This window comes from Roseateles sp. L2-2, assembly GCF_050613215.1.
GTDB classification, from domain to species: domain Bacteria; phylum Pseudomonadota; class Gammaproteobacteria; order Burkholderiales; family Burkholderiaceae_C; genus Roseateles; species Roseateles noduli.
On record NZ_CP192509.1, the window covers coordinates 895,707 to 915,257 of the forward strand.

General features: G+C 67.6%; 18 protein-coding genes. 12 read left to right on the top strand and 6 right to left on the bottom strand.

Translation table 11 applies throughout. From position 1 onward, the window contains the following. Nucleotides 1-33: 33 nt before the first annotated feature. The 3 genes from ACQZ13_RS04175 to metK form a co-directional block, all read right to left on the bottom strand. Entirely contained in the window at nt 34-1,056 is a 1,023-nt protein-coding gene (locus tag ACQZ13_RS04175) for a GGDEF domain-containing response regulator (protein WP_431049970.1), read from the bottom strand. A gap of 86 nt (nt 1,057-1,142) precedes the next feature. Continuing rightward, nucleotides 1,143-2,183: a GGDEF domain-containing response regulator gene (locus ACQZ13_RS04180; protein ID WP_431049971.1), complete on the bottom strand. Its 1,041-nt coding sequence runs from the start codon at nt 2,181-2,183 to the stop codon at nt 1,143-1,145. Nucleotides 2,184-2,302: 119 nt separating this feature from the next. Continuing rightward, nucleotides 2,303-3,481, bottom strand: coding sequence for a methionine adenosyltransferase (gene metK / locus ACQZ13_RS04185; RefSeq protein ID WP_431049972.1), 1,179 nt, complete (start codon nt 3,479-3,481; stop codon nt 2,303-2,305). Between the two features lie 171 nt (nt 3,482-3,652). On the opposite strand from metK, the gene ACQZ13_RS04190 reads away from it, so the two are divergent. From ACQZ13_RS04190 to ACQZ13_RS04220, 7 genes are all read left to right on the top strand, one after another. Beyond that, entirely contained in the window at nt 3,653-4,543 is an 891-nt protein-coding gene (locus ACQZ13_RS04190; protein ID WP_431049973.1) for a lipid A biosynthesis acyltransferase, read from the top strand. Nucleotides 4,544-4,552: 9 nt separating this feature from the next. Beyond that, a complete protein-coding gene (gene dapF, locus ACQZ13_RS04195) occupies nt 4,553-5,428 on the top strand; it encodes a diaminopimelate epimerase (protein ID WP_431049974.1) in 876 nt (291 codons plus the stop codon). Then, nucleotides 5,425-6,159, top strand: a complete 735-nt coding sequence (locus ACQZ13_RS04200; protein WP_431049975.1) for a DUF484 family protein — start codon at nt 5,425-5,427, stop codon at nt 6,157-6,159. The genes dapF and ACQZ13_RS04200 overlap by 4 nt, the downstream gene beginning before the upstream one ends. Continuing rightward, a complete protein-coding gene (locus ACQZ13_RS04205; RefSeq protein ID WP_431049976.1) occupies nt 6,137-7,066 on the top strand; it encodes a tyrosine recombinase XerC in 930 nt (309 codons plus the stop codon). The genes ACQZ13_RS04200 and ACQZ13_RS04205 overlap by 23 nt, the downstream gene beginning before the upstream one ends. A gap of 14 nt (nt 7,067-7,080) precedes the next feature. Then, nucleotides 7,081-8,664 carry a hypothetical protein gene (locus ACQZ13_RS04210; RefSeq protein ID WP_431049977.1) on the top strand — a complete coding sequence of 528 codons (1,584 nt, stop codon included), beginning with the start codon at nt 7,081-7,083 and terminating at the stop codon, nt 8,662-8,664. 103 nt (nt 8,665-8,767) lie between these two features. Further along, a complete protein-coding gene (locus ACQZ13_RS04215; RefSeq protein WP_431049978.1) occupies nt 8,768-9,955 on the top strand; it encodes an AAA family ATPase in 1,188 nt (395 codons plus the stop codon). Nucleotides 9,956-9,983: 28 nt separating this feature from the next. Further along, complete coding sequence (locus tag ACQZ13_RS04220) at nt 9,984-11,165, top strand: class I SAM-dependent rRNA methyltransferase (protein ID WP_431049979.1); 1,182 nt, start codon at nt 9,984-9,986, stop codon at nt 11,163-11,165. 181 nt (nt 11,166-11,346) lie between these two features. Here the strand turns inward: ACQZ13_RS04220 and ACQZ13_RS04225 are convergent, their stop codons facing one another. Beyond that, nucleotides 11,347-11,832: an Lrp/AsnC family transcriptional regulator gene (locus tag ACQZ13_RS04225; RefSeq protein ID WP_431049980.1), complete on the bottom strand. Its 486-nt coding sequence runs from the start codon at nt 11,830-11,832 to the stop codon at nt 11,347-11,349. 161 nt (nt 11,833-11,993) lie between these two features. Between ACQZ13_RS04225 and glmS the strand changes: the two genes are divergently transcribed. Continuing rightward, the gene (gene glmS, locus ACQZ13_RS04230; RefSeq protein ID WP_431049981.1) at nt 11,994-13,868 is read left to right on the top strand and encodes a glutamine--fructose-6-phosphate transaminase (isomerizing); all 1,875 of its coding nucleotides are present in this window, start codon (nt 11,994-11,996) and stop codon (nt 13,866-13,868) included. A gap of 42 nt (nt 13,869-13,910) precedes the next feature. Here the strand turns inward: glmS and ACQZ13_RS04235 are convergent, their stop codons facing one another. Then, a complete protein-coding gene (locus tag ACQZ13_RS04235) occupies nt 13,911-14,882 on the bottom strand; it encodes a zinc-dependent alcohol dehydrogenase family protein (RefSeq protein WP_431049982.1) in 972 nt (323 codons plus the stop codon). A gap of 191 nt (nt 14,883-15,073) precedes the next feature. Between ACQZ13_RS04235 and ACQZ13_RS04240 the strand changes: the two genes are divergently transcribed. Together ACQZ13_RS04240 and ACQZ13_RS04245 are read left to right on the top strand one after the other, a co-directional pair. Beyond that, nucleotides 15,074-15,385 carry an ArsR/SmtB family transcription factor gene (locus ACQZ13_RS04240; protein WP_088404765.1) on the top strand — a complete coding sequence of 104 codons (312 nt, stop codon included), beginning with the start codon at nt 15,074-15,076 and terminating at the stop codon, nt 15,383-15,385. A 90-nt stretch (nt 15,386-15,475) separates the two neighbouring features. Further along, on the top strand, nt 15,476-16,408 hold the full coding sequence (locus ACQZ13_RS04245) for a DUF6216 family protein (protein ID WP_431049983.1): 933 nt from the start codon (nt 15,476-15,478) through the stop codon (nt 16,406-16,408). 15 nt (nt 16,409-16,423) lie between these two features. Here the strand turns inward: ACQZ13_RS04245 and ACQZ13_RS04250 are convergent, their stop codons facing one another. Next, a complete protein-coding gene (locus ACQZ13_RS04250; protein WP_431049984.1) occupies nt 16,424-16,939 on the bottom strand; it encodes a hypothetical protein in 516 nt (171 codons plus the stop codon). 306 nt (nt 16,940-17,245) lie between these two features. Here ACQZ13_RS04250 and ACQZ13_RS04255 point away from each other — a divergent pair, with 306 nt between their 5' ends. Further along, a complete protein-coding gene (locus ACQZ13_RS04255; protein ID WP_431049985.1) occupies nt 17,246-19,027 on the top strand; it encodes a glycoside hydrolase family 16 protein in 1,782 nt (593 codons plus the stop codon). A gap of 236 nt (nt 19,028-19,263) precedes the next feature. Further along, nucleotides 19,264-19,551, top strand: coding sequence for a BufA2 family periplasmic bufferin-type metallophore (bufA2, locus tag ACQZ13_RS04260; protein ID WP_431049986.1), 288 nt, complete (start codon nt 19,264-19,266; stop codon nt 19,549-19,551).

A 19,551-nucleotide genomic window follows, 5' to 3' on the forward strand; every position in this document is an offset into this window, starting at 1 on the left:
GGCACAGCACCGGATGTGTCAGGAGCAAGCAACTCAGAGCGGCGCGAAGCCGCTCGGCGCCTGCTCGACGGTGTCCATCTGCATCTCGAAGCTGAAGAAGCGGTTGCGGCCGCGCGACTTGGCCGTGTAGAGCGCGTCGTCGGAGCGCCGCAGCAATCCTTCGACAGTGGTGTCCGCATCCGGCACGCAGGTGGTGATGCCGCCGGACAGCGTGACGTGGGACTCGACCGAATCCGGATGACGCATGTTGCAGTTGCGCAGCGTGCGCATCACCGCCCGCGCGAAGGTCATCGCGCCCGACCGCGGCGTGCCGGGCAGGATGAGCGCGAATTCCTCGCCGCCGTAGCGGGCGGCACAGTCGCGCGGTCGCCGGCAGGTTTCCTGCAGCAGCAGCGCGACGCGCTGCAGGCAGGCGTCGCCGGCCAGGTGGCCGTAGTTGTCGTTGTAGCGCTTGAAGTGGTCGATGTCGCACAGCACCAGCGTCAGCGGCGTCTGGTCGCGCCGCGCGCAGGCGATCTCCTGCGCCAGCCGGGCGTCGAAGGCGCGCCGGTTCATCAAGCGCGTCAGCGGGTCCTCGCCGGAGAGCTTCTCCAGCCGCGCGTTGCTGTGGCGCAGGTCGTCGGAGACCTCCTGCAGCCGGGTCTGCATGCGCCGCAGCCGCTGCATCGCCCGCAGCTTGGCCTGCAGCACGGTGTTGGAAACGGGCTTGACCAGATAGTCGTCGCCGCCGGACTCGATGCCCTGCCAGAGGTCCTGGTCGCGGTCGCGGCTGGAGAGGAAGATGATCGGCGTCCAGCCGCCGTTCTCATGGGCGCGCATCTGGCTGGCGACCCAGTAGCCGTCGTGGTCGGGCATCTCGACGTCGAGCAGCACCAGATCGGGATGTTCGCCGTCGAAGCAGGCCAGGGCGCTGTCGCCGCCGTCCGCCTCCAGCGTGTGGTGACCGATCGCCTGCAACTGGCTGCACAGGAATCCGCGCGTGCTCGCCTGGTCGTCCACGACCAGGATGCGCAGCGGAGGGAGCGAGGCAGGCGGCAGCGAGGCGGAAGCGTCCATGGCCGGGCATCGTCGACAGGCGGCAACAAGATGTGCCGGAGCCGATTATGCGGGGCCGGTCCCCTCGAACGCAGTTCGGGTATGCCTCAAGTCGGGGACGAGCGCGGCGCGGCGGGGGGCGGTGGGGTGACCGCGCGACGCTGTTCCGCCGTGTCCATCTGCATCTCGTAGCTGAAGAAGCGGTTCCGGCCGGTGGACTTGGCGTTGTAGAGGGCGTCGTCGGCGCGGATGATCAGGCCTTCGGCGCTGGTGCTCTCGTCGGGCAGGCAGGTGGTGATGCCGCCCGAGAGCGTGATCGTGGCGCCGGTCGGCGAGTCCGGATGCGGGATCGCCGCCAGCTCCACCGTGCGCATCAGCGCGCGGGCGTAGGTCATCGCGCCGGAACGCGGCGTGTTGGGCAGGACCAGCGCGAACTCCTCGCCGCCGTAGCGCCCGGCGCAATCGCTCGGGCGGCGGCAGGTTTCCTTGAGCAGCCGGCCGATGCGGCGCAGGCAGTCGTCGCCGGCGACGTGGCCGGCCGCGTCGTTGTAGCGCTTGAAGTGGTCGACGTCGCACAGCATCAGCGTCAGCGGCTTGCCGTCGCGGCGGGCGAGGTCCAGTTCCTGCTGCAGCCGGGCGTCCAGCGCGCGGCGGTTCATCAGGCCGGTCAGTGCGTCCACGCTGGAGAGTTCTTCCAGCTGCGCGTTGGCCGCGCGCAGCTCCTCGGACATCTGCACCAGGCGCGATCGCATCTGCGCCAGGCGCTGCATCGCGCGCAGCTTGGCGTGCAGGATCATCGCGGAGGCCGGCTTGACGAGGTAGTCGTCGCCGCCGGACTCGATGCCCTTCCAGACGTCCTCGTCCTGGTTGAACTGCGACAGGAAGATGATGGGCGTCCAGCCGCCGGGCTCGGCCGCGCGCATCTCGCGGCAGGTCCAGTAGCCGTCGTGACCGGGCATCTCCACGTCCAGCAGCACCAGGTCGGGCCGGTAGCGGCGGAACAGCTCCAGCGCCCACTCGGCGCTGTCGGCTTCCAGCACGCGGTGACCGGCGCGATCCAGTTCAGCCGTCAGCGCCACGCGGGTGGCGTTCTGGTCGTCGACGATCAGGATGGTCAGCGGGGACGGCGCGGTGGGCATGGCGTGCATGCGGTCATTCTGCCGCGACGGCCGGGATCCGGAAACGACAAGGGCCGCGCGAGGCGGCCCTGAGTCGGGGGATCAAGTTTCCGCGTGTGCGGCAAATGACCGGTTCGGGGTGAGGGGAATTACAGACCTGCGGCCGCCCGCAGTTCCTTCGCCTTGTCGGTACGCTCCCAGGTGAACTCCGGCTCTTCGCGGCCGAAGTGGCCGTAGGCCGCCGTCTTGCCGTAGATCGGGCGCAGCAGGTCCAGCATCTGGATGATGCCCTTGGGGCGCAGGTCGAAGTGCTCGTTGACCAGCGCGGCGATCTGCTCGTCGGGCAGGACGCCGGTGCCTTCGGTGTAGACCGTGACGTTCATGGGACGCGCGACGCCGATCGCGTACGCGACCTGGATCTGGCACTGCTTGGCCAGGCCGGCGGCGACGATGTTCTTCGCCACATACCGGGCGGCGTAGGCGGCCGAGCGGTCCACCTTGGTCGGATCCTTGCCCGAGAACGCGCCGCCGCCGTGCGGGCAGGCGCCGCCGTAGGTGTCGACGATGATCTTGCGGCCGGTCAGGCCGCAGTCGCCCTGCGGGCCGCCGATGACGAAGCGGCCGGTCGGGTTGACCAGGTACTTCGTGTCCTGCAGCCATTCCTTGGGCAGCACCGGCTTGATGATCTCCTCGATGACGGCCTCGTAGAACTCGGGCTTCATCTTGTCGCCCAGCGACATCTCGGGCGCATGCTGCGTCGACAGCACGACGGTGTCGATGCTGTGCGGCTTGCCGTCGACGTAGCGCATGGTGACCTGGCTCTTCGCGTCAGGACGGAGGAAGGGCAGGCGGCCGTCCTTGCGCAGCTGGGCCTGGCGTTCCACCAGACGGTGCGCGTAGTAGATCGGCGCGGGCATCAGCTCCGGCGTCTCGTCGCAGGCGTAGCCGAACATCAGGCCCTGGTCGCCGGCGCCGGTGTTCAGATGGTCGTCCGAAGCCTGGTCCACGCCCTGGGCGATGTCGTTGCTCTGCTTGTCGTAGGCGACGAGCACGGCGCAACCCTTGTAGTCGATGCCGTACTCGGTGTTGTCGTAGCCGATGCGCTTGATCGTGTCGCGGGCGACCTGGATGTAGTCGACGTGCGCGTTGGTCGTGATCTCGCCCGCCAGCACCACCAGCCCGGTGTTGCAGAGGGTCTCGGCCGCGACGCGGGAGCGCGGGTCCTGCGCCAGGATGGCGTCGAGGATGGCGTCGGAAATCTGGTCCGCCACCTTGTCGGGGTGGCCTTCAGATACGGATTCCGAGGTGAAGAGGAAATCGCTCGCCAATTTAAACTCCTGTATTCAGTCTTCGTGCACTGCCTTCTGGCGTTGCCGAGACGGGAGTCAGGCGGCGAACGCTTTAGCGGGATTTATGAGTCGCCCCGCAAGTTGTCCAGATTAACTCGGCGACTGGGGCGGCATTATAGGAAAGAGCCCGAACAGGGCGCCGGACGGTCGATGGGAAAACTGGGTACATATGCGCTGATCAGCCTGTTGTGGCTGCTGCACTGGCTGCCGCTGCGCTGGCTGGCCGCCCTCGGATGGGGGCTGGGCGCCCTGCTGCACCGCGTGGCGGGGTCGCGGCGGCGCGTGGCCTTGCGCAACGTCGAGCTCTGCTTCCCCGAGAAGCCGCTGGCCGAGCGCCAGGCCCTGGTGCGCGAGCACTTCGGCTGGCTGGGGCGCAGCCTGCTGGAGCGCGGACTCCTCTGGTACGCGTCGGACCGGCGGCTGCTCAAGCTGATGCGCATCGAGGGCAACATCAAGCTCTCGGAACAGGTCGACCGCCCGGTGATGTGGCTGATGCCGCACTTCGTGGGCCTGGACTGGATCGGCCCGGCGCTGATGCTCAATCAGGCAAGACCTGGCGCCAGCATCTACCAGCGCCAGAGCAACGCGCTCTTCGACGAGGCCCTGCGCAAGGCGCGTTCGCGCTTCGGCACGACCAAGCTGGTGGACCGCCATGAAGGCGTGCGCAGCGTGCTGCGGGCGATCCGCGACGGCTACTCGTTCCTGAACCTGCCCGACATGGACTTCGGTCCGAAGGACTCGGCCTTCATCCCGTTCTTCGGCGTGCCGGCCAACACGCTGCTGGCGCCGGCCAAGATCGCGCAGACCATGAAGATGGTGGTGCAGCCGGTGATCGTGACGATGCTGCCCAAGGGCGAGGGCATCGTCATCCATGCGCACGAGCCGCTGGAGAACTACCCGAGCGGCGACCTGGAAGCCGACGCCAACCACTTCCACCGCTGGCTCGAAGACCGGATCCGCGAGCACCCGGCCCAGTATTTCTGGGTCCACAAGCGATTCAAGACGAGACCGCCCGGCGAGGCGTCGCTGTATTCCCGATAATCCGCTCCCATGAAACTGCGCTTCACCAAGATGCAGGGCGCCGGCAACGACTTCGTCGTGCTGGACGCCACGCGCCATCCGATGCCGCTGACCGCCGATCAGCTGCGGCGCGTGGGCGACCGCCGTTTCGGCGTGGGCTGCGACCAGATCCTGGTAATCGAGGCGTCGAAGACGCCCGACGTCGACTTCGGCTACCGCATCTTCAACTCGGACGGCTCCGAGGTGGAGCAGTGCGGCAACGGCGCGCGCTGCTTCGTGCGCTACGTGGTCGACAAGGGCCTGACCGACAAGCGGACGATCCGCGTGCAGACGATCAACGCGTTGCTGGAGCTGCGCCTGCAGGACGACGGCCGCGTCACGGTCGACATGGGCGCGCCGGTCTTCGACCTGCCGCGGATCCCGTTCGATCCGAAGGACACGACGCCGCGCCTGGAGAACGGCTTCGAGCGCTGGCCGCTCGCGCTGGGCGACGGCATGACGGCGGACGTCGCGGTGGTGTCCATGGGCAATCCGCACGCGGTGCAGCGGGTCGACGACGTCGACCACGCGCCGGTGGGCATCGTGGGGCCGCTGGTCGAGCACCATGCATCGTTCCCCCGGCGCGTCAACGTCGGCTTCCTGCAGATCGTGAGCCGCGGCGAAGTGAAGCTGCGCGTCTTCGAACGCGGCGCCGGCGAGACGCTGGCCTGCGGCACCGGCGCGTGCGCGGCGGTGGTGGCGGGCATCCGGCTGGGCTGGCTGGACGCCGCGGTCGAGGTGCACACGCGCGGCGGCGACCTGCGCATCGAATGGGCCGGCATGACGCCGGGAGGCCCGGGGCTGTCCGCCCCGGTCTACATGACGGGGCCGGCACAGACGGTCTTTGAAGGAGAAATCGAACTGTGAGCGGCATCGAAGGCATCACCGAACAAGACATCGCCGACTACCTGGCGAATGACCCGGCGTTCTTCGAACGTCACGCCGAACTGCTGGCCAACGTCCGGATCTCGCATCCGCACGGCCAGCGCGCGGTCTCGCTGCAGGAGCGCCAGGCGGAGCTGCTGCGCGACAAGATCCGCGGCCTGGAGCACAAGATCATCGAGATGATCCGCAACGGGCAGGAGAACGTCGCCATCGCCGACCGGCTGCACCGCTGGACGCTGGCGCTGATGCTGACGCGCGACGACAGCCAGCTGCCGGAAGTGCTGCTGCGCGAGCTGCGCCACCAGTTCCTGATCCCGCAGGCGGGCCTGCGGCTGTGGAACGTCGACGCCGGTCACGCGCTGGCGCCGTTCGCGGCCGAGGTCAGCCCCGACGTGAAAGCCTTCGTGGGCAGCCTGAACCAGCCGTACTGCGGCATCAATTCGGGCTTCGAGGCGGCGCGCTGGCTGGAGGACGACGTGGCCTCGCTCGCGCTGGTGCCGCTGACGACGGGCGCGCCGGCGCAGCCGTTCGGGCTGCTGGTGCTGGGCTCGCCGGATCCGACGCGCTACACGGCCGAGATGGGCACCGAGTTCCTGGCCCGCGTCGGCGAGATCGCCAGCGCCGCGCTCTCGCGCCTGCTGGACGCCGATCCGCACGCCGTTCCTCCGGTTGCGCCCCCGGTTGCCCCCCATGCCGCCGCTCAGCCTGACTGACGAACAGCAGCGCTACCTGGAACATCTGCGCGTGCAGCGCCGCCTGGCGGAGCGCACGCTGACGCTCTACACGGACGCGCTGCAGCGGCTGACCGGGCTGGCTTCGGTCGAGGACCTGAACCTGCTGCGCCTGTCGGCGCATCAGGCGCGGCGCTTCCTTGCGAAGCTGCACGGGGAGAAGCTCAAGCCGCGCACGCTGGCGCTGATCCTGTCCGCGTGGCGCGGCTGGTACCGCTGGCTGGGCCAGAACGGTCTGGTCGATGCGAACCCGATCGCCGATCTGCATGCGCCCAAGCAGGGGCGGCCGCTGCCGAAGGCGCTGGGCGTCGATGACGCGGTGCGGCTGGCCGAGCATCGGCAGGACGCGGCCGATCCGGTCGCCGAGGCGCTGGAGCGCTGCCTGGTCGAGCTGCTCTACGGCAGCGGCCTGCGGGTCTCCGAACTCGTGGGCCTGGACCAGCGCCATCAGGCGTCGTCGGCCGGCTGGATCGTGCCCGAGGACGCCGAGGCGCAGGTGCTCGGCAAGGGCGCCAAGCGCCGTGCGGTGCCGCTGGGCGGTCCGTCGATGAAGGCGCTGCGGGCCTGGATGTCGGTGCGCGGCCAGTGGGCGGCGGCGGACGAACCGGCGCTGCTGGTCGGACCGCGCGGCCGCCGGCTCAATGCCGACCAGATCCGCAAGCGCCTCAAGCAGCGCGCGCTGGCGGCGGGCATGCCCACGCACGTCCATCCGCACATGCTGCGCCATTCGTTCGCGTCGCACCTGCTGCAGAGCAGCGGCGACCTGCGCGCGGTCCAGGAACTGCTGGGCCACGCCAACATCAGCACCACGCAGATCTACACCCGGCTGGACTTCCAGCACCTGGCCAAGGTCTACGACGCGGCGCACCCTCGCGCCCGAAAGAAATAACCGACTGTCCCTCGATGCGCCGCCTTGACCTGACCTCCTCGCGTTTCCCTTCCCGCCCGCTGCTGCTGTGCTCCGCCCTGATGGCGGCGCAGATGCATGCGAACGCCGAGTCGAGCGAGGCGTCGGCGCCGCGGGTCATCACGGCCACCGACAGCCGTCCCGCTGCCTTCGAGCTGAACTGGTCGCCGGTCAAGATGCCCACGGGGCAGAAGACGGCCTTCCTGGGCGCGCACTACATGGTGGCGGTGAACGAGGACTGGGGCCTGGGCCCGGCCGCGTACGGCGCGGCGAAGGGCGAATTCGGCGGCCTGTTCACGGTCGGCTTCAACGTGCAGCGGCGCTTCCGCATCACGCCGGAGGTGCACCTGGCGGCCAGCCTGTACGCCGGCGCGGGCGGCGGCGTGAGTTCGGACAAGGTCCGTGCCGGCGGCGGCCTGATGCTGCGCCCGGAGCTGTCGCTGCGCGGCGAGTTCGGCAACTGGTACACCGGGATCGGCGTCTCGCACATCACCTTCCCGAACGGCAACGGCAACATCAAGGACACCGGCATCGCCTTCACGATCGGCCGGATGGATCGTTTCCTGAGCTTCAACCCGAGCGACTCGGGATCGCCGGGACGCGCGGGCGACCGCACGGGCATGGGCTTCGACGAGATCGCGTTGAGCGCGGGCGTCGAGAAGCCGCGCAGCGGCAGCCGCACGCGCGGCGGCGTGCCGCTGACGGGCCGCAAGGGCAAGGCCGGCGGCGACCTGCGCCAGTACTTCGGCGACGGTTCGTCGTGGTGGGGCCTGGAGGCCTCGGGCGCGGCGTCCGGCGGACACGACGGCTACATGGAGATCCTCGCCAACGCCGGCCAGGACTGGGGCATCGGGAGCGAGCGGCTGCGCATCGGCGGCCAGTTCTCGTTCGGCCTGGGTGGCGGCGGCGACATGGACACGGGCAACGGCTGGCTGGTGCGGGTCGGTCCGACGCTGCGCTGGATCACGCCGTGGGGTCCGACCCTGCGTCTGGACGCCGGCTATATGAAGGCGCCGTGGGGCCATTACGACTCCGTGCAGGTGCGCGGGTCGCTGGCGCTGCCGCTGGAGAAGGTCACGCGCATCCTGAACACGCCGCCGCTGGAGTCCGGCACGGTGCGCGCGCAGGCGCTGTACCTGAGCATGCCTTACTTCAAGGAGTTCAAGTTCAAGGACGGCTCCAAGGACAACGTGACCGGCCTGGGCATCGGCATGACGCGCGACTTCGGCGGGCCGTGGTACGGCGTGGCGCAGGCGGGCAGCGCGGCGCTGGGCAAGGCGGGCGCGTTCTCGTACGGCATGTTCGGCCTGGGCGCGCATTCGCCGAAGTGGAGCGGCGTGCGCGTCGGTGCGGAAGCGATGGTCGGCGCGGCGGGCGGCGGCAATGTCGCGGTCGGCGGCGGTGCGGTGACGCAGGGCGAGCTGTGGGCGCAGTGGGAAGGCACGGGCCGCGACCGCCTGCGCGTGAAGGTCGGCGTGGGCCAGTGGAAGGCCCTGGGCGGCGAGAAGCAGAGCACCCCGATGGTCAGCCTGAACATCGGCTGGGCGTTCGGCACGCTGGGGCCGGCGGCGCAGCGCTGAGCGCCTGTCGAGCAGGCGACGCCCGCCTGACTCGAACGAATTATTGAGTTTTATCGGTCCAACCGATAAATTATCGGTTTCCTGATAATTGACCGATAAAACGATGATCTCCTTCCCGCGGACCGATCTGGCCGAACAGTTGGTGCCCGCGCTGATGGGAAAATCGCTGTTCGGAGATGCGCACAACGGCTTGTTCCTGTCGGCGCCTCGTCGCACCGGCAAGTCCACGTTCCTGCAGAGCGATCTGAAGCCCGCGCTGGAGGCGGCCGGCGTGGTGGTGGTCTACACCGACCTCTGGACCGACACGGTGCGCGATCCGGCGGTCGTGATCGCGGAGGCGATCGGGCGCGCACTCCAACCGCAACTGGGACTGGTCGCCCGTACCGCGAAAAAGGCCGGCCTGGACAAGCTCAGCATGGCGGGATGGCTGCAGATCGACACCAGCAAGATCGGAACGCTGGAGGGGCTCACCCTGGTCGACGCCTTGCGCGCGTTGCATGAGACCGCGGGCAAGCCGGTCGCATTGATCATCGATGAGGCCCAGCACGCGCTCACCAGCGAGCGGGGCGAGGCGGCAATGACTTCCCTGAAATCCGCGCGCGATCAGCTGAATAGTCGCGATGCGGTGAATCTGATGCTGGTGATGTCGGGCTCGGACCGCGACAAGCTGATGCGCCTGGTCAACTCCAATGCTGCGCCGTTCTTCGGCTCGCATGTGCAGGCGATGCCGCCGCTGGGAGCGGACTTCATCGCTTACGTTGCCTCTCTGATCGAGGCGCAGCGGCCGTCGCTGGCACCCGTCGATCAGGACGCGCTTCAGCGGGCCTTCGAGGCGATCGGCCACCGGCCGCAGCTCTTCATGGCGGCGCTCGGTGAGGTGCTGAGTCCGTTGTCCGGCATCCGGGGTCGTTTTGAGGAAGCGCTCCTGAACGCGTCCGCCGAGCATCAGCGCAAGGACGAATCGCAGATGGAGGCGGACTTCCTCGGGCTCAAGCCGATCGAGCAGGTCGTGCTGTGGCGGATGCTGGAACAGGCCGGCAGGTTCCGTGCGTTCGACTCCGAAGCCCTGCGCTTCTACAGCGAGTTGCTCGCGCAGCCGATCAGCGTGCCCATGGTGCAGAGAGCCCTCGATTCGCTGCGGCAGCATTCGCCCGTGCTGGTGTGGAAGTCCGCGCGGGGCGAGTACGCGGTGCAGGATTCGGCCATGCACAACTGGTTCGACCAGCGTCGCAAGGCCGGGGACTGGCCGCCCGTGCCGCCGCAAGTGCGGCGGGGCGGGGACGACGACTGACCCTCCGCCATCGCGGACAATCCTCCCCATGAAATCCATCCGTCTCCGCGACGGCAAGGAGCGCTCGCTCCTCCGCCGCCATCCCTGGGTCTTCGAGGGCTCGATCGCGAGGGGCAAGGCCGACGCCGGCGAGACCGTGCGTGTCGAGGCCTTCGACGGCAGCTTCCTCTGCTGGGCCTCCTTCAGTCCGGAGTCGTTGATCCGCGTGCGTGCGTGGAGCTTCGACGAACAGGAGCGCATCGACGCGGCCTTCTTCGAGCGCCGCATCGCCGCGGCGCTGGCGCTGCGCGCGCGCATGCCGATCGATTCCGACGCGGTGCGCCTGATCCACGGCGAGGCCGACGGCCTGCCGGGCCTGATCGTCGACCGCTACGGCGACACCCTGAGCGCGCAGTTCCTGTCCGCGGGCACCGAACGCTGGAAGCAGACCATCGCGGACCTGCTGCTGGCGCAGACCGGCCTGACGCGCATCTACGAGCGCTCCGACGCGAATGTGCGCACGCTCGAAGGCATGGAGCCGGTCACCGGCTGGCTGCGCGGCGAGGGCGGCACCGAGCTCGTCATCTCCGAGAACAGCTGGAAACTGAGCCTGGACGTGGCCGAGGGTCACAAGACCGGCTACTACCTCGACCAGCGCGACAACCGCAGGAAGTTCGCCGAGGTCGTGAAGCACTACGGCTGCCAGTCGGTGCTGAACTGCTTCAGCTACACGGGCGGCTTTTCGGTCGCCGCGCTTGCGGGCGGCGCGACGGAGGTCATCAGCGTCGATTCGTCTGGCCCGGCGCTGGCACGCGCGACGGCGCACGTCGCGCTCAACGGCTTCGACCCGGCGCATCACACGGCGCTGGATGCCGACGTCAACCACACGCTGCGCGACATGCTCAAGCAGGGACGCAGCTTCGACGCAATCGTGCTGGACCCGCCGAAGTTCGCGCCGACCGCCGCGCACGCGGAGCGCGCCGCGCGGGCCTACAAGGACATCAACCGCCTCGGCCTGAGGCTGCTGAAGCCGGGCGGCCTGCTGTTCACGTTCTCGTGCTCGGGCGGCGTGGGCCCCGAGCTCTTCCACAAGATCGTGGCCGGCGCCGGCATCGATGCGGGCGCGGACGGCCTGATCCTCGATCGCGTCGGCGCGACGCCGGATCATCCGCAGACCATCTACTTCCCCGAGGGCGAGTACCTCAAGGGCCTGCTGATCCTCAAGCGCTGATCCGCAGGACTGCCCAGGCCGCTGGCCCTCACCCCCGCCCTCTCCCGCAAGCGGGAGAGGGAGTGAGAATGCACCGAGCCAGTCGGAGCAGGAACACTGGGTGGGCCCCCTCTCCCGCACCGCGGGAGAGGGCGGGGGTGAGGGCCGGGGTCTGGGCAGTACTGAAGACGTTACGCGCGCGTCACCCACGCGCCGCCGGGAGGGCCAGGCGCGGCTCGAACTTCGCGCGCTTGACGCTGAAGAAGGCCTTCACGTTGCGGACGTTGGCCTGCTGCGTGAACAGCCGCTGCACCAGCGCGTGATACGCCGGCATGTCCGGCACCTGCAGCACCAGCACGAAGTCCGGCCCCGGCGCGACGCGCCAGCATTGCTGGACTTCGGGCGCCGCGACGGCGATGGCCTCGAACGCATCGAGGTGCTCCGCGCCTTGCCGGTCGAGCGTGATCTCGACCAGCGCCGACAACCCGGCGCCCAGCTTCTCCGGCGACAGGATGGCGACCTGTTTCTCGATCACGCCGGTCTCGACGAGCCGCCGAACCCGACGCAGACAGGTGGCGGACGACACATGGGCGCGCTCGGCCAGCGCCTGGTTGGACAGCGAGGCGTCCTGCTGGAGCAGGTCCAGCACCCGCAAGTCGATGGCGTCCAAGTTGATAGAAGATTCCATCGTTGATATTCGGATGAAAGAATTCACCAGATCATGAATGATGTGATGAATTCTTTCATCAATCGGCGAATGTTGAAAGCATTCTCCTCGCCGACCTGCCTAGCATTCCGCCATTCGCAAATTCGTCCGGGTCTCCGGACAGACACACGGGGAGAACCAACATGTGCGGCATCGTCGGCGCGGTCAGCCAGAAAGACATCGTTCCCATCCTGATCGAGGGCCTGAAGCGCCTCGAGTACCGCGGCTACGACTCGTGCGGCGTGGCGGTCCACCAGGACGGTCAACTGCGCCGGGCGCGCAGCACCTCGCGTGTCGCCGAGCTGCAGGCCTTGGCCGCGCAGGACGGCGTGGCGGCGGGGACAGGTATTGCGCACACGCGCTGGGCGACGCACGGCGCGCCGGCGGTGCACAACGCGCATCCGCATTTCTCGCACGGCCCGGGCGCCGACGCGCACCAGCAGCCGGGCCGCGTGGCGCTGGTCCACAACGGCATCATCGAGAACCACGATGAACTGCGCGCCGAACTGAAGTCGCGCGGTTACGTCTTCCACAGCCAGACCGACACCGAGGTCATCGCGCACCTGGTCGACTTCCACTACCACGGCGACCTGCTGGAGGCGGTGCAGACGGCGGTGGCGCAGCTGCGCGGCGCCTACGGCATCGCGGTCTTCCACAAGGACGAACCGCACCGCGTGATCGGTGCCCGCGAGGGCTCGCCGATGGTGCTGGGCGTCGGCAAGGACGAGTACGCCGGCGCGAACTTCGTCGCCTCCGACGCGATGGCGCTGGCCGGCGTGACCGACCAGATCGTGTACTTGGAGGAGGGCGACGTCGTCGACCTGCAGCTGGGCCGCTACTGGATCAGCAACAAGGATGCGACGACGGGGCGTTTCGTCAACGTCGAGCGCGAGGTGAAGACCGTGCACGCGCACAGCGGCGCGGCCGAGCTGGGCCCGTACCGGCACTACATGCAGAAGGAGATCTTCGAGCAGCCGGTGGCGATCGCCAACACGCTGGACGCGGTGCAGGGCATCAGCCCGGAGCTGTTCGGCGACGGCGCGTTCCGGGTGTTCAAGGAGATCGACTCGGTGCTGATCCTGGCGTGCGGGACCAGCTACTACGCGGGCTCGACGGCGAAGTACTGGCTGGAGAGCATCGCCAAGATCCCGACCAGCGTGGAGATCGCCAGCGAGTACCGCTACCGCGACAGCGTGCCGAACCCGCGCACGCTGGTGGTGACCATCAGCCAGAGCGGCGAGACGGCGGACACGCTGGCGGCGTTGAAGCATGCGCGCTCGCTGGGGATGCTGCACACGCTGACGGTGTGCAACGTGTCGACGAGCGCGATGGTGCGGGAATGCGCGCTGGCCTACATCACGCGCGCCGGTGCTGAGATCGGCGTGGCCTCGACGAAGGCGTTCACGACGCAGCTGGTGGGCTTGTTCCTGCTGACGCTGGCGCTGGCGCAGACGCGCGGGCACCTGAGCGAAGCCCAGGAGCAGGAGCACCTGAAGGCGCTGCGCCATCTGCCGGTGGCGGTGCAGGCGGTGCTGGCGCTGGAGCCGCAGGTGATCGCGTGGAGCGAGGAATTCGCGCGCAAGGAGAACGCGCTGTTCCTGGGCCGCGGGCTGCATTACCCGATCGCGCTGGAAGGCGCGCTGAAGCTCAAGGAGATCAGCTACATCCACGCGGAGGCGTATCCGGCGGGTGAGCTGAAGCACGGCCCGCTGGCGCTGGTGACGGCGCAGATGCCGGTCGTGACGGTGGCGCCGAACGACACGCTGCTGGAGAAGCTCAAGAGCAACATGCAGGAAGTGCGCGCGCGCGGCGGCGAGCTGTTCGTGTTCGCCGACGGCGATACGAAGATCGACAGCGAGCCGGGGCTGCATGTCATCCGCATGCCGGAGCACTACGGCGCGCTGAGCCCGATCCTGCATACGGTGCCGCTGCAGCTGCTGGCGTATCACACGGCCTGCGCCCGCGGGACGGACGTGGACAAGCCGCGGAATCTGGCGAAGAGTGTGACGGTGGAGTGATCGGGCTAGGGGCGACGATGACGTCGCCCCTGATCAGGCTGATCAAGCCACGTTCACAACGACCTTGCCGCGAATGGGCTGCCCGAGGTGGCTGCCCTTCTCCAGCGCGGTATGCGCCGCGCCCATCTCCGCCAGCGGGAAGGTCGCGCCGATCACAGGCCGGATGCGCTCGCGTTCGAGCAGCTCCTTCAACGCCTGCAGCTTCCCGCGGTTCTGACGCGTGAAGACGAAGTGGTACTCCGCGTTCACGCCCCAGGCGTTCACCAGGTTCTGCGGTGTGGCGATGTCCACGATGGACACGACCCGACCCCCGTCCGCCAGCACGAGCGGTGAGCGCTCCAGCGTCGGACCGCCGATGGTGTCGAACACCACGTTGACGCCGCGCGCGCCGGTCAGCTCGCTCACCTGATCGACGTAGTCGGCCGCCTCGTAGTCGATGGCTTCGTCCGCGCCGAGCGAACGCACGAAATCGGCTTGCGAAGCGCGGCAGGTGGTGATCACGCGAGCGCCCATCGTCTTCGCCAGCTGGATGGCGATGGATCCGACGCCGCCCGCCCCGCCGTGGATCAGGACCGTCTCCGCCGCTTGCAGACGTGCGCGCGATACCAGCGATTCCCACGCCGTTCCACCGACCAACGTGATGGACGCTGCCTCCGCGTGGCTGAGGTTGCGCGGCTTGTGCGTCACGAGCTCCTGCGGCACGACGTTGAACTCCGCATAGCTGCCGCCCTTGGGCCCGAAGATCTTGGGCGTGTAGAAGACCTCGTCGCCCGGCTTGAAGTCGTGGACTCCTGGCCCCACGCGTTCCACCACACCCGACACGTCGTGTCCGATGACTGCAGGCAGCGGCACGTAGGCGGGATAGTCGCCGCGGCGGATCTGATAGTCGAGCGGGTTGACGGAGGTGGCGACCACGCGCACCAGCAGTTCGCCGGCCTCGACCGACGGCACGGGGATGTCTTGCAGTTGCAGGTGTTCGACGCCGCCGAAGGCGGTCAGGACAATGGCTTTCATCAGAGGTCTCGAAGTTGGGACACGATCATTGTCATATCGACGTTTTGCGATACGTCGAGTCGAAGAATTTCCCCCTCTCGTCGTTCCTGGCAATTGCGGGACGGATGCGGCGCGCAGGCTCATCTGCTATCCGCGCGACGCCGTCTTCGCTTGACCGCCTAAACTCGGCGGTCCTTTCATCGATGCCGCCTATGTCCGAAGAAGTGCCGCTGGTTCGCGTGCTCGTGGTGTTGTCCAACACCCAGCGGCTGGACATCCTGCGCAAGCTGAAGACGCCGGCGCTGTTCCCGCCGCAGGACGAGGGCGACCCGGACACCGACGGCGTCTGCGTGTCGTCGATCCAGGCGGGGCAGGGCCTGGCGTTCTCGACGACCTCCAAGTACCTCGCCGACCTGGCAGGCATCGGCCTGGTGACCACCAAGCGGATGGGCAAGTGGTCCTACTACAAGCGCGACGAGCGCGCGATTGCGGCGCTCGCGAAGCGGCTGGCGCGGGAGCTGTAGTCGACCGAAAAAATTGTCTGGCTGGCTCGCCTGGTGAGCCAGCCGGATGCGAGGCTCCCTCCCACAAACATTCCGTGGGAGGAACCATTGATGGACTTCGTATCCTTTGCCGGTGCTCTGAAAGACCTGTTCTCCGCGCTCTCCGCATTTGGCCTGACCGCAGGTGGCACGGCCATCGTCGCGGTCTGCGCTTTGCTTTACAGCCGGACGTCGTCGGCCCACCCGGTGCTTGCGCTGCTGTGGATGCGCTTCTTCGGCAAACTGACCATCGACGATGCGAAGGTCCAGAAGCATGTGGACGAGCTGAACAGTCTTTCCCGCTTCACCTTCTTCACGCGGATCCGTTCCCAGACCTTGCGTGACGCCCATGGCGTGCTGGACTGGTGCCAGCAATGGAACGTGGCGCCCTCGCTCGTGCACGCGTGCGGCGACAACTTCGATCTGACGCTGCCCGGGCTCAGGAACGGCAAGGGACCCAAGCGTTGGGCGCTCGTGTTCCTGTTCTTGGTCTCTACTCTCATGACGGGCGCCGGAATCGCCAGCGCTGCGTTCATGGTGCCGGACGCCGCCTTGGTGACGTTCAACGAATCCCGCAACTCACTCTGGCTGTCTGAGACGTCGGCGCTGCGTTTCCCAGCGCGCGGGAAGAAGAGACTTGAACAGCGCGACTGCAAAGAGCCGCGAGGCGAGTTGAGTCAACGCACTGGATTTGCCGAAGGCGAGGTAGAGGTGCTGTGCTCCTTCTTCTCCGGCAAGGACGAGCCACCTGCCGAGTATGTGGAGCGGAACGTTCAACAGAACAGGGCCGCCTTCGGTGCGGTGGGGGCGATGAGCCTCTTCTTGGCCCTTGTAATCTGGGGTGAACTACGCCGCAGCCTCGCGGCACGTCAACTGGCAAAACATCTCCTGAGGCATGCGGGAAAAATCGAAGCTAAGCCCATCGAGGGCGAAGAAGCCGAGCCCGACGCCCCATCGCTTGGCACGCTCGCCATGGATGCAAAGCGTCTGGCCCGACAGGATTGACGCGGGCTCCCGATCTCAGCTCGCCGATCCCCCGAAGCGCACACGCTCCGGCTCTTCCAGCGGCTTGGGCGCGCTGCTGGCCAGGCAGTTGGTCGAGTCATCCAGCGTCAGCACGAAGTTGTTGATCGGGTTGTCGAACTGGTAGCTGAGCGAGTAGATCGCGCCGTACACGCCGAGCGGCGCACGCGACGGATTGAAATAGGCGCCGAAGACCCACTTGCCGTAGATCCCCAGCGGCGACTGTTCGTACACCTGGTTCTCGAAGGTCGTCTGCGCCTTCATGATCTGCGTGGCGGGGTTGATGGTGTATCGGCTCACCGCCTTCTTGCCGAGCAGCTTGCCGAACTTGTCGCGGCAGGCCGCGTCCTTCGACGGATCCGCTGATCCGTTCTTCTGCAGACCGGTGATCGACCGGATCTCGGTGGTGGTCGTGCCTTCCTTGGGCGTGCTCGGCGGATCGCCGGCCGCCTGGGCCGCGAAGGCCGACAGCAGCAGAGGGAGGAGGGCGACGGAGACGTGACGCTGTGCCATGGTGTGAAGTCCTTTCTCGCCGGCACTTGCCGGCGCGGCCATGGTCGTGGGGCGCCGGACCGCCGCCCATCGGCGCTCCGCTGAATCCACGTACTCCCGAATCCTGAGGCGCCACGGCGGCGTTCGCTTTCAAGCCGTTGCAATCCAAAACCCCATTTTTATGAAAGCGCTTTCAGAATCCGGGTTTCTTGCCTAGGATGGTTGGCGCAGGAGACAAGTACGGACCGGACGAGCGACGACAGAGCGCTGGCCGGACCGCGCCCATCGGTGCCCTGCACACACCATCGAAACCTCTTGGAGATCTGAATGGGATTGCAGAACCGCCTCGACGCGCAGGGACTCCTGCGCGCCACCGCGCTGGGCTTGCTGGTCACTGCCGCCGCGCAGGCCAACGCCAGCGTGACCAACCCGACCATCGGCCGCCTGCTGTGGTCGGAGGAATTCAACGGGACGTCGTTGAACACCTCCCTCTGGACGCCGTACGACGGCAACGGCTGCCAGATCAACCTGTGCGGCTACGGCAACGCCGAGCTGGAGTACTACAGCCCGAACAACCTCTCGATCGCCAACGTGCCGTTCGAGCCGAACACGCGCGCCCTGGCCATCCAGGCACGACGCCAGACCATCGGCAGCAACGAGTTCACCTCGGGAAAGATCGACACCTTCAACAAGGTGCAGGTCAAGTACGGAATGATCGAGATCCGCATGGCGACGCCGCAGCTGCAGACCGGCCTGTGGCCGGCCGCCTGGCTGCTGGGCACCAGCCCGCAGGTCTGGCCGCGCAAGGGCGAGATCGACATCGCCGAGCTGGGCCACAAGTCGTCGGCCTGGGCCGCCGCGGGCGCACCGGGACCGGACTACTTCGTCGGCGCCAACGTGATCACCTGGGCGGAAGCCGCCTGCGTGCCGGGCAATGAATCCTGCGCGGCCTCGACCGCGTGGCAGACCAAGAATTGGTACAAGCCGACGAAGTCGTTCGCGAACCGCTTCGTCAAGTACCGCTTCTACTGGACCGACAGCCAGATGCGTTTCACCGTTGTCGATGACGACGGCGAACACGACATGTACGACCAGCCGCTGCCGGTGAACACCGAGGCCCTGCGCGCGCCGTACTACTTCCTGCTGAACCTGGCGGTCGGCGGCAACTTCACCGACGCGGCGAATCCCTCGCAGGTGACGGCGCCGCTGCCGGGCACGATGTACGTGGACTACGTCCGCGTGTACGAGCTCGACGGCAAGGGCGAAGTGAAGCTGGGCAACCAGACCGTGCCGGAAGCGGCCGGCAAGTTCGGCGTGTTCACGGACAACGCGGCGATCACCAACAAGCTGCAGGCCGGCAGCACGTCGGACATCTTCCTGTGGAACGGTGCGTCCACCGGCGCGGGCAACATCCAGCCGGCCGAGGGCACCAACGTCATCGCGTGGAGCTACAACACGCCGGGGCAGTGGTTCGGCGGCGGCATCCAGGCGCGTCAGCTGCGTGACCTGACCAACTACCGCAACGGCAACCTGAAGTTCCGCATCAAGATCCCGGCGAACGTGTCGTTCAACATCGGCATCGGCGATACGTACACCAACCAGAACTGGGTCAACTTCCCGGCGAACACGACGGCCTTCGGCCTGGTGCGCAACGGCGAGTGGGCGACGGCGACGGTGCCCATCTCGACGCTGATCGGACCGAAGGTCGCGCTGCAGTCGATCGCGGACATCTTCATGTTCTCGGGCGACAACACCAAGCTGCCGACGCAGACCTTCCAGTTCGCCATCGACGACGTGTACTGGGACACGGGCACGACGACGCCGACGGATCCGACGACGCCGACCAACCCCACCACGCCCGACGGCATCTCGCAGCCGACGGCGACCTCGGTGAAGTTCTCGCAGGCGACGGGCACCTGGGCCGACGTGCACTACACGGTCAACGGCGGCGGCCAGTTGAACGTGCGTATGCTCAAGGAAGGCAGCGGCAATGCGTTCACGGTGTCAGGTCTGAAGAAGGGCGACGTCGTGCGCTACAGCTTCACGTACTGGGACCCGGCGCGCAACGGCGCGTACGACACGGCTCAACAGAGCTACACGCTGAAGTGAGCGCCTGAGCAGGAGCGCCGCGGATCTCTCCGAGGCGCTCCTTCGACGGACGACATGCTTGTCACAAGGCCGCCTTCGGGCGGCTTTGTCGTTGGGCTTGCGATGCCGGGCAACGGCGTGTCGAAGAAAATTTTCGAGGCGCTGTAACTTCAGCGGCGACGGCCACGAATAGAAGGGTGCGGAACGCGCAGGAGCGCTCCGCTTCATCAACCTGAACCTTCTTACGGAGTGCCCCCATGATCAGCAAGACCCAATCCGCCGCCCTGGCCGCTGCCGCCGCCATGTTCGCCCTGTCCGTCCAGGCGGCGCCCGCGCCCCAGGGCAGCAGCGGCCTGGCCGTGGCCGCCAGCGACAAGGTGCATTGCTACGGCGTGCACGAGTGCAAGGGCAACGCGGACTGCAAGACCACGGAGAACGCCTGCAAGGGCCAGAACGAGTGCAAGGGCCACAGCTTCAAGGGCATGAGCGCGGCGTCGTGCCTGAGCGCCGGCGGCACGATCGGCGACCTGTCCGCGAAGAAGTGA

Coding starts and splice junctions, on each gene's coding strand:
- ACQZ13_RS04210 (WP_431049977.1), top strand. CDS start 7,081: ATGCGCCGCCTTGACCTGACCTCCTCGCGTTTCCCTTCCCGCCCGCTG.
- ACQZ13_RS04190 (WP_431049973.1), top strand. CDS start 3,653: ATGGGAAAACTGGGTACATATGCGCTGATCAGCCTGTTGTGGCTGCTG.
- ACQZ13_RS04235 (WP_431049982.1), bottom strand. CDS start 14,882: ATGAAAGCCATTGTCCTGACCGCCTTCGGCGGCGTCGAACACCTGCAA.
- ACQZ13_RS04225 (WP_431049980.1), bottom strand. CDS start 11,832: ATGGAATCTTCTATCAACTTGGACGCCATCGACTTGCGGGTGCTGGAC.
- ACQZ13_RS04175 (WP_431049970.1), bottom strand. CDS start 1,056: ATGGACGCTTCCGCCTCGCTGCCGCCTGCCTCGCTCCCTCCGCTGCGC.
- ACQZ13_RS04255 (WP_431049985.1), top strand. CDS start 17,246: ATGGGATTGCAGAACCGCCTCGACGCGCAGGGACTCCTGCGCGCCACC.
- glmS (WP_431049981.1), top strand. CDS start 11,994: ATGTGCGGCATCGTCGGCGCGGTCAGCCAGAAAGACATCGTTCCCATC.
- ACQZ13_RS04220 (WP_431049979.1), top strand. CDS start 9,984: ATGAAATCCATCCGTCTCCGCGACGGCAAGGAGCGCTCGCTCCTCCGC.
- bufA2 (WP_431049986.1), top strand. CDS start 19,264: ATGATCAGCAAGACCCAATCCGCCGCCCTGGCCGCTGCCGCCGCCATG.
- ACQZ13_RS04250 (WP_431049984.1), bottom strand. CDS start 16,939: ATGGCACAGCGTCACGTCTCCGTCGCCCTCCTCCCTCTGCTGCTGTCG.
- ACQZ13_RS04245 (WP_431049983.1), top strand. CDS start 15,476: ATGGACTTCGTATCCTTTGCCGGTGCTCTGAAAGACCTGTTCTCCGCG.
- ACQZ13_RS04205 (WP_431049976.1), top strand. CDS start 6,137: ATGCCGCCGCTCAGCCTGACTGACGAACAGCAGCGCTACCTGGAACAT.
- dapF (WP_431049974.1), top strand. CDS start 4,553: ATGAAACTGCGCTTCACCAAGATGCAGGGCGCCGGCAACGACTTCGTC.
- ACQZ13_RS04180 (WP_431049971.1), bottom strand. CDS start 2,183: ATGCACGCCATGCCCACCGCGCCGTCCCCGCTGACCATCCTGATCGTC.
- ACQZ13_RS04240 (WP_088404765.1), top strand. CDS start 15,074: ATGTCCGAAGAAGTGCCGCTGGTTCGCGTGCTCGTGGTGTTGTCCAAC.
- ACQZ13_RS04215 (WP_431049978.1), top strand. CDS start 8,768: ATGATCTCCTTCCCGCGGACCGATCTGGCCGAACAGTTGGTGCCCGCG.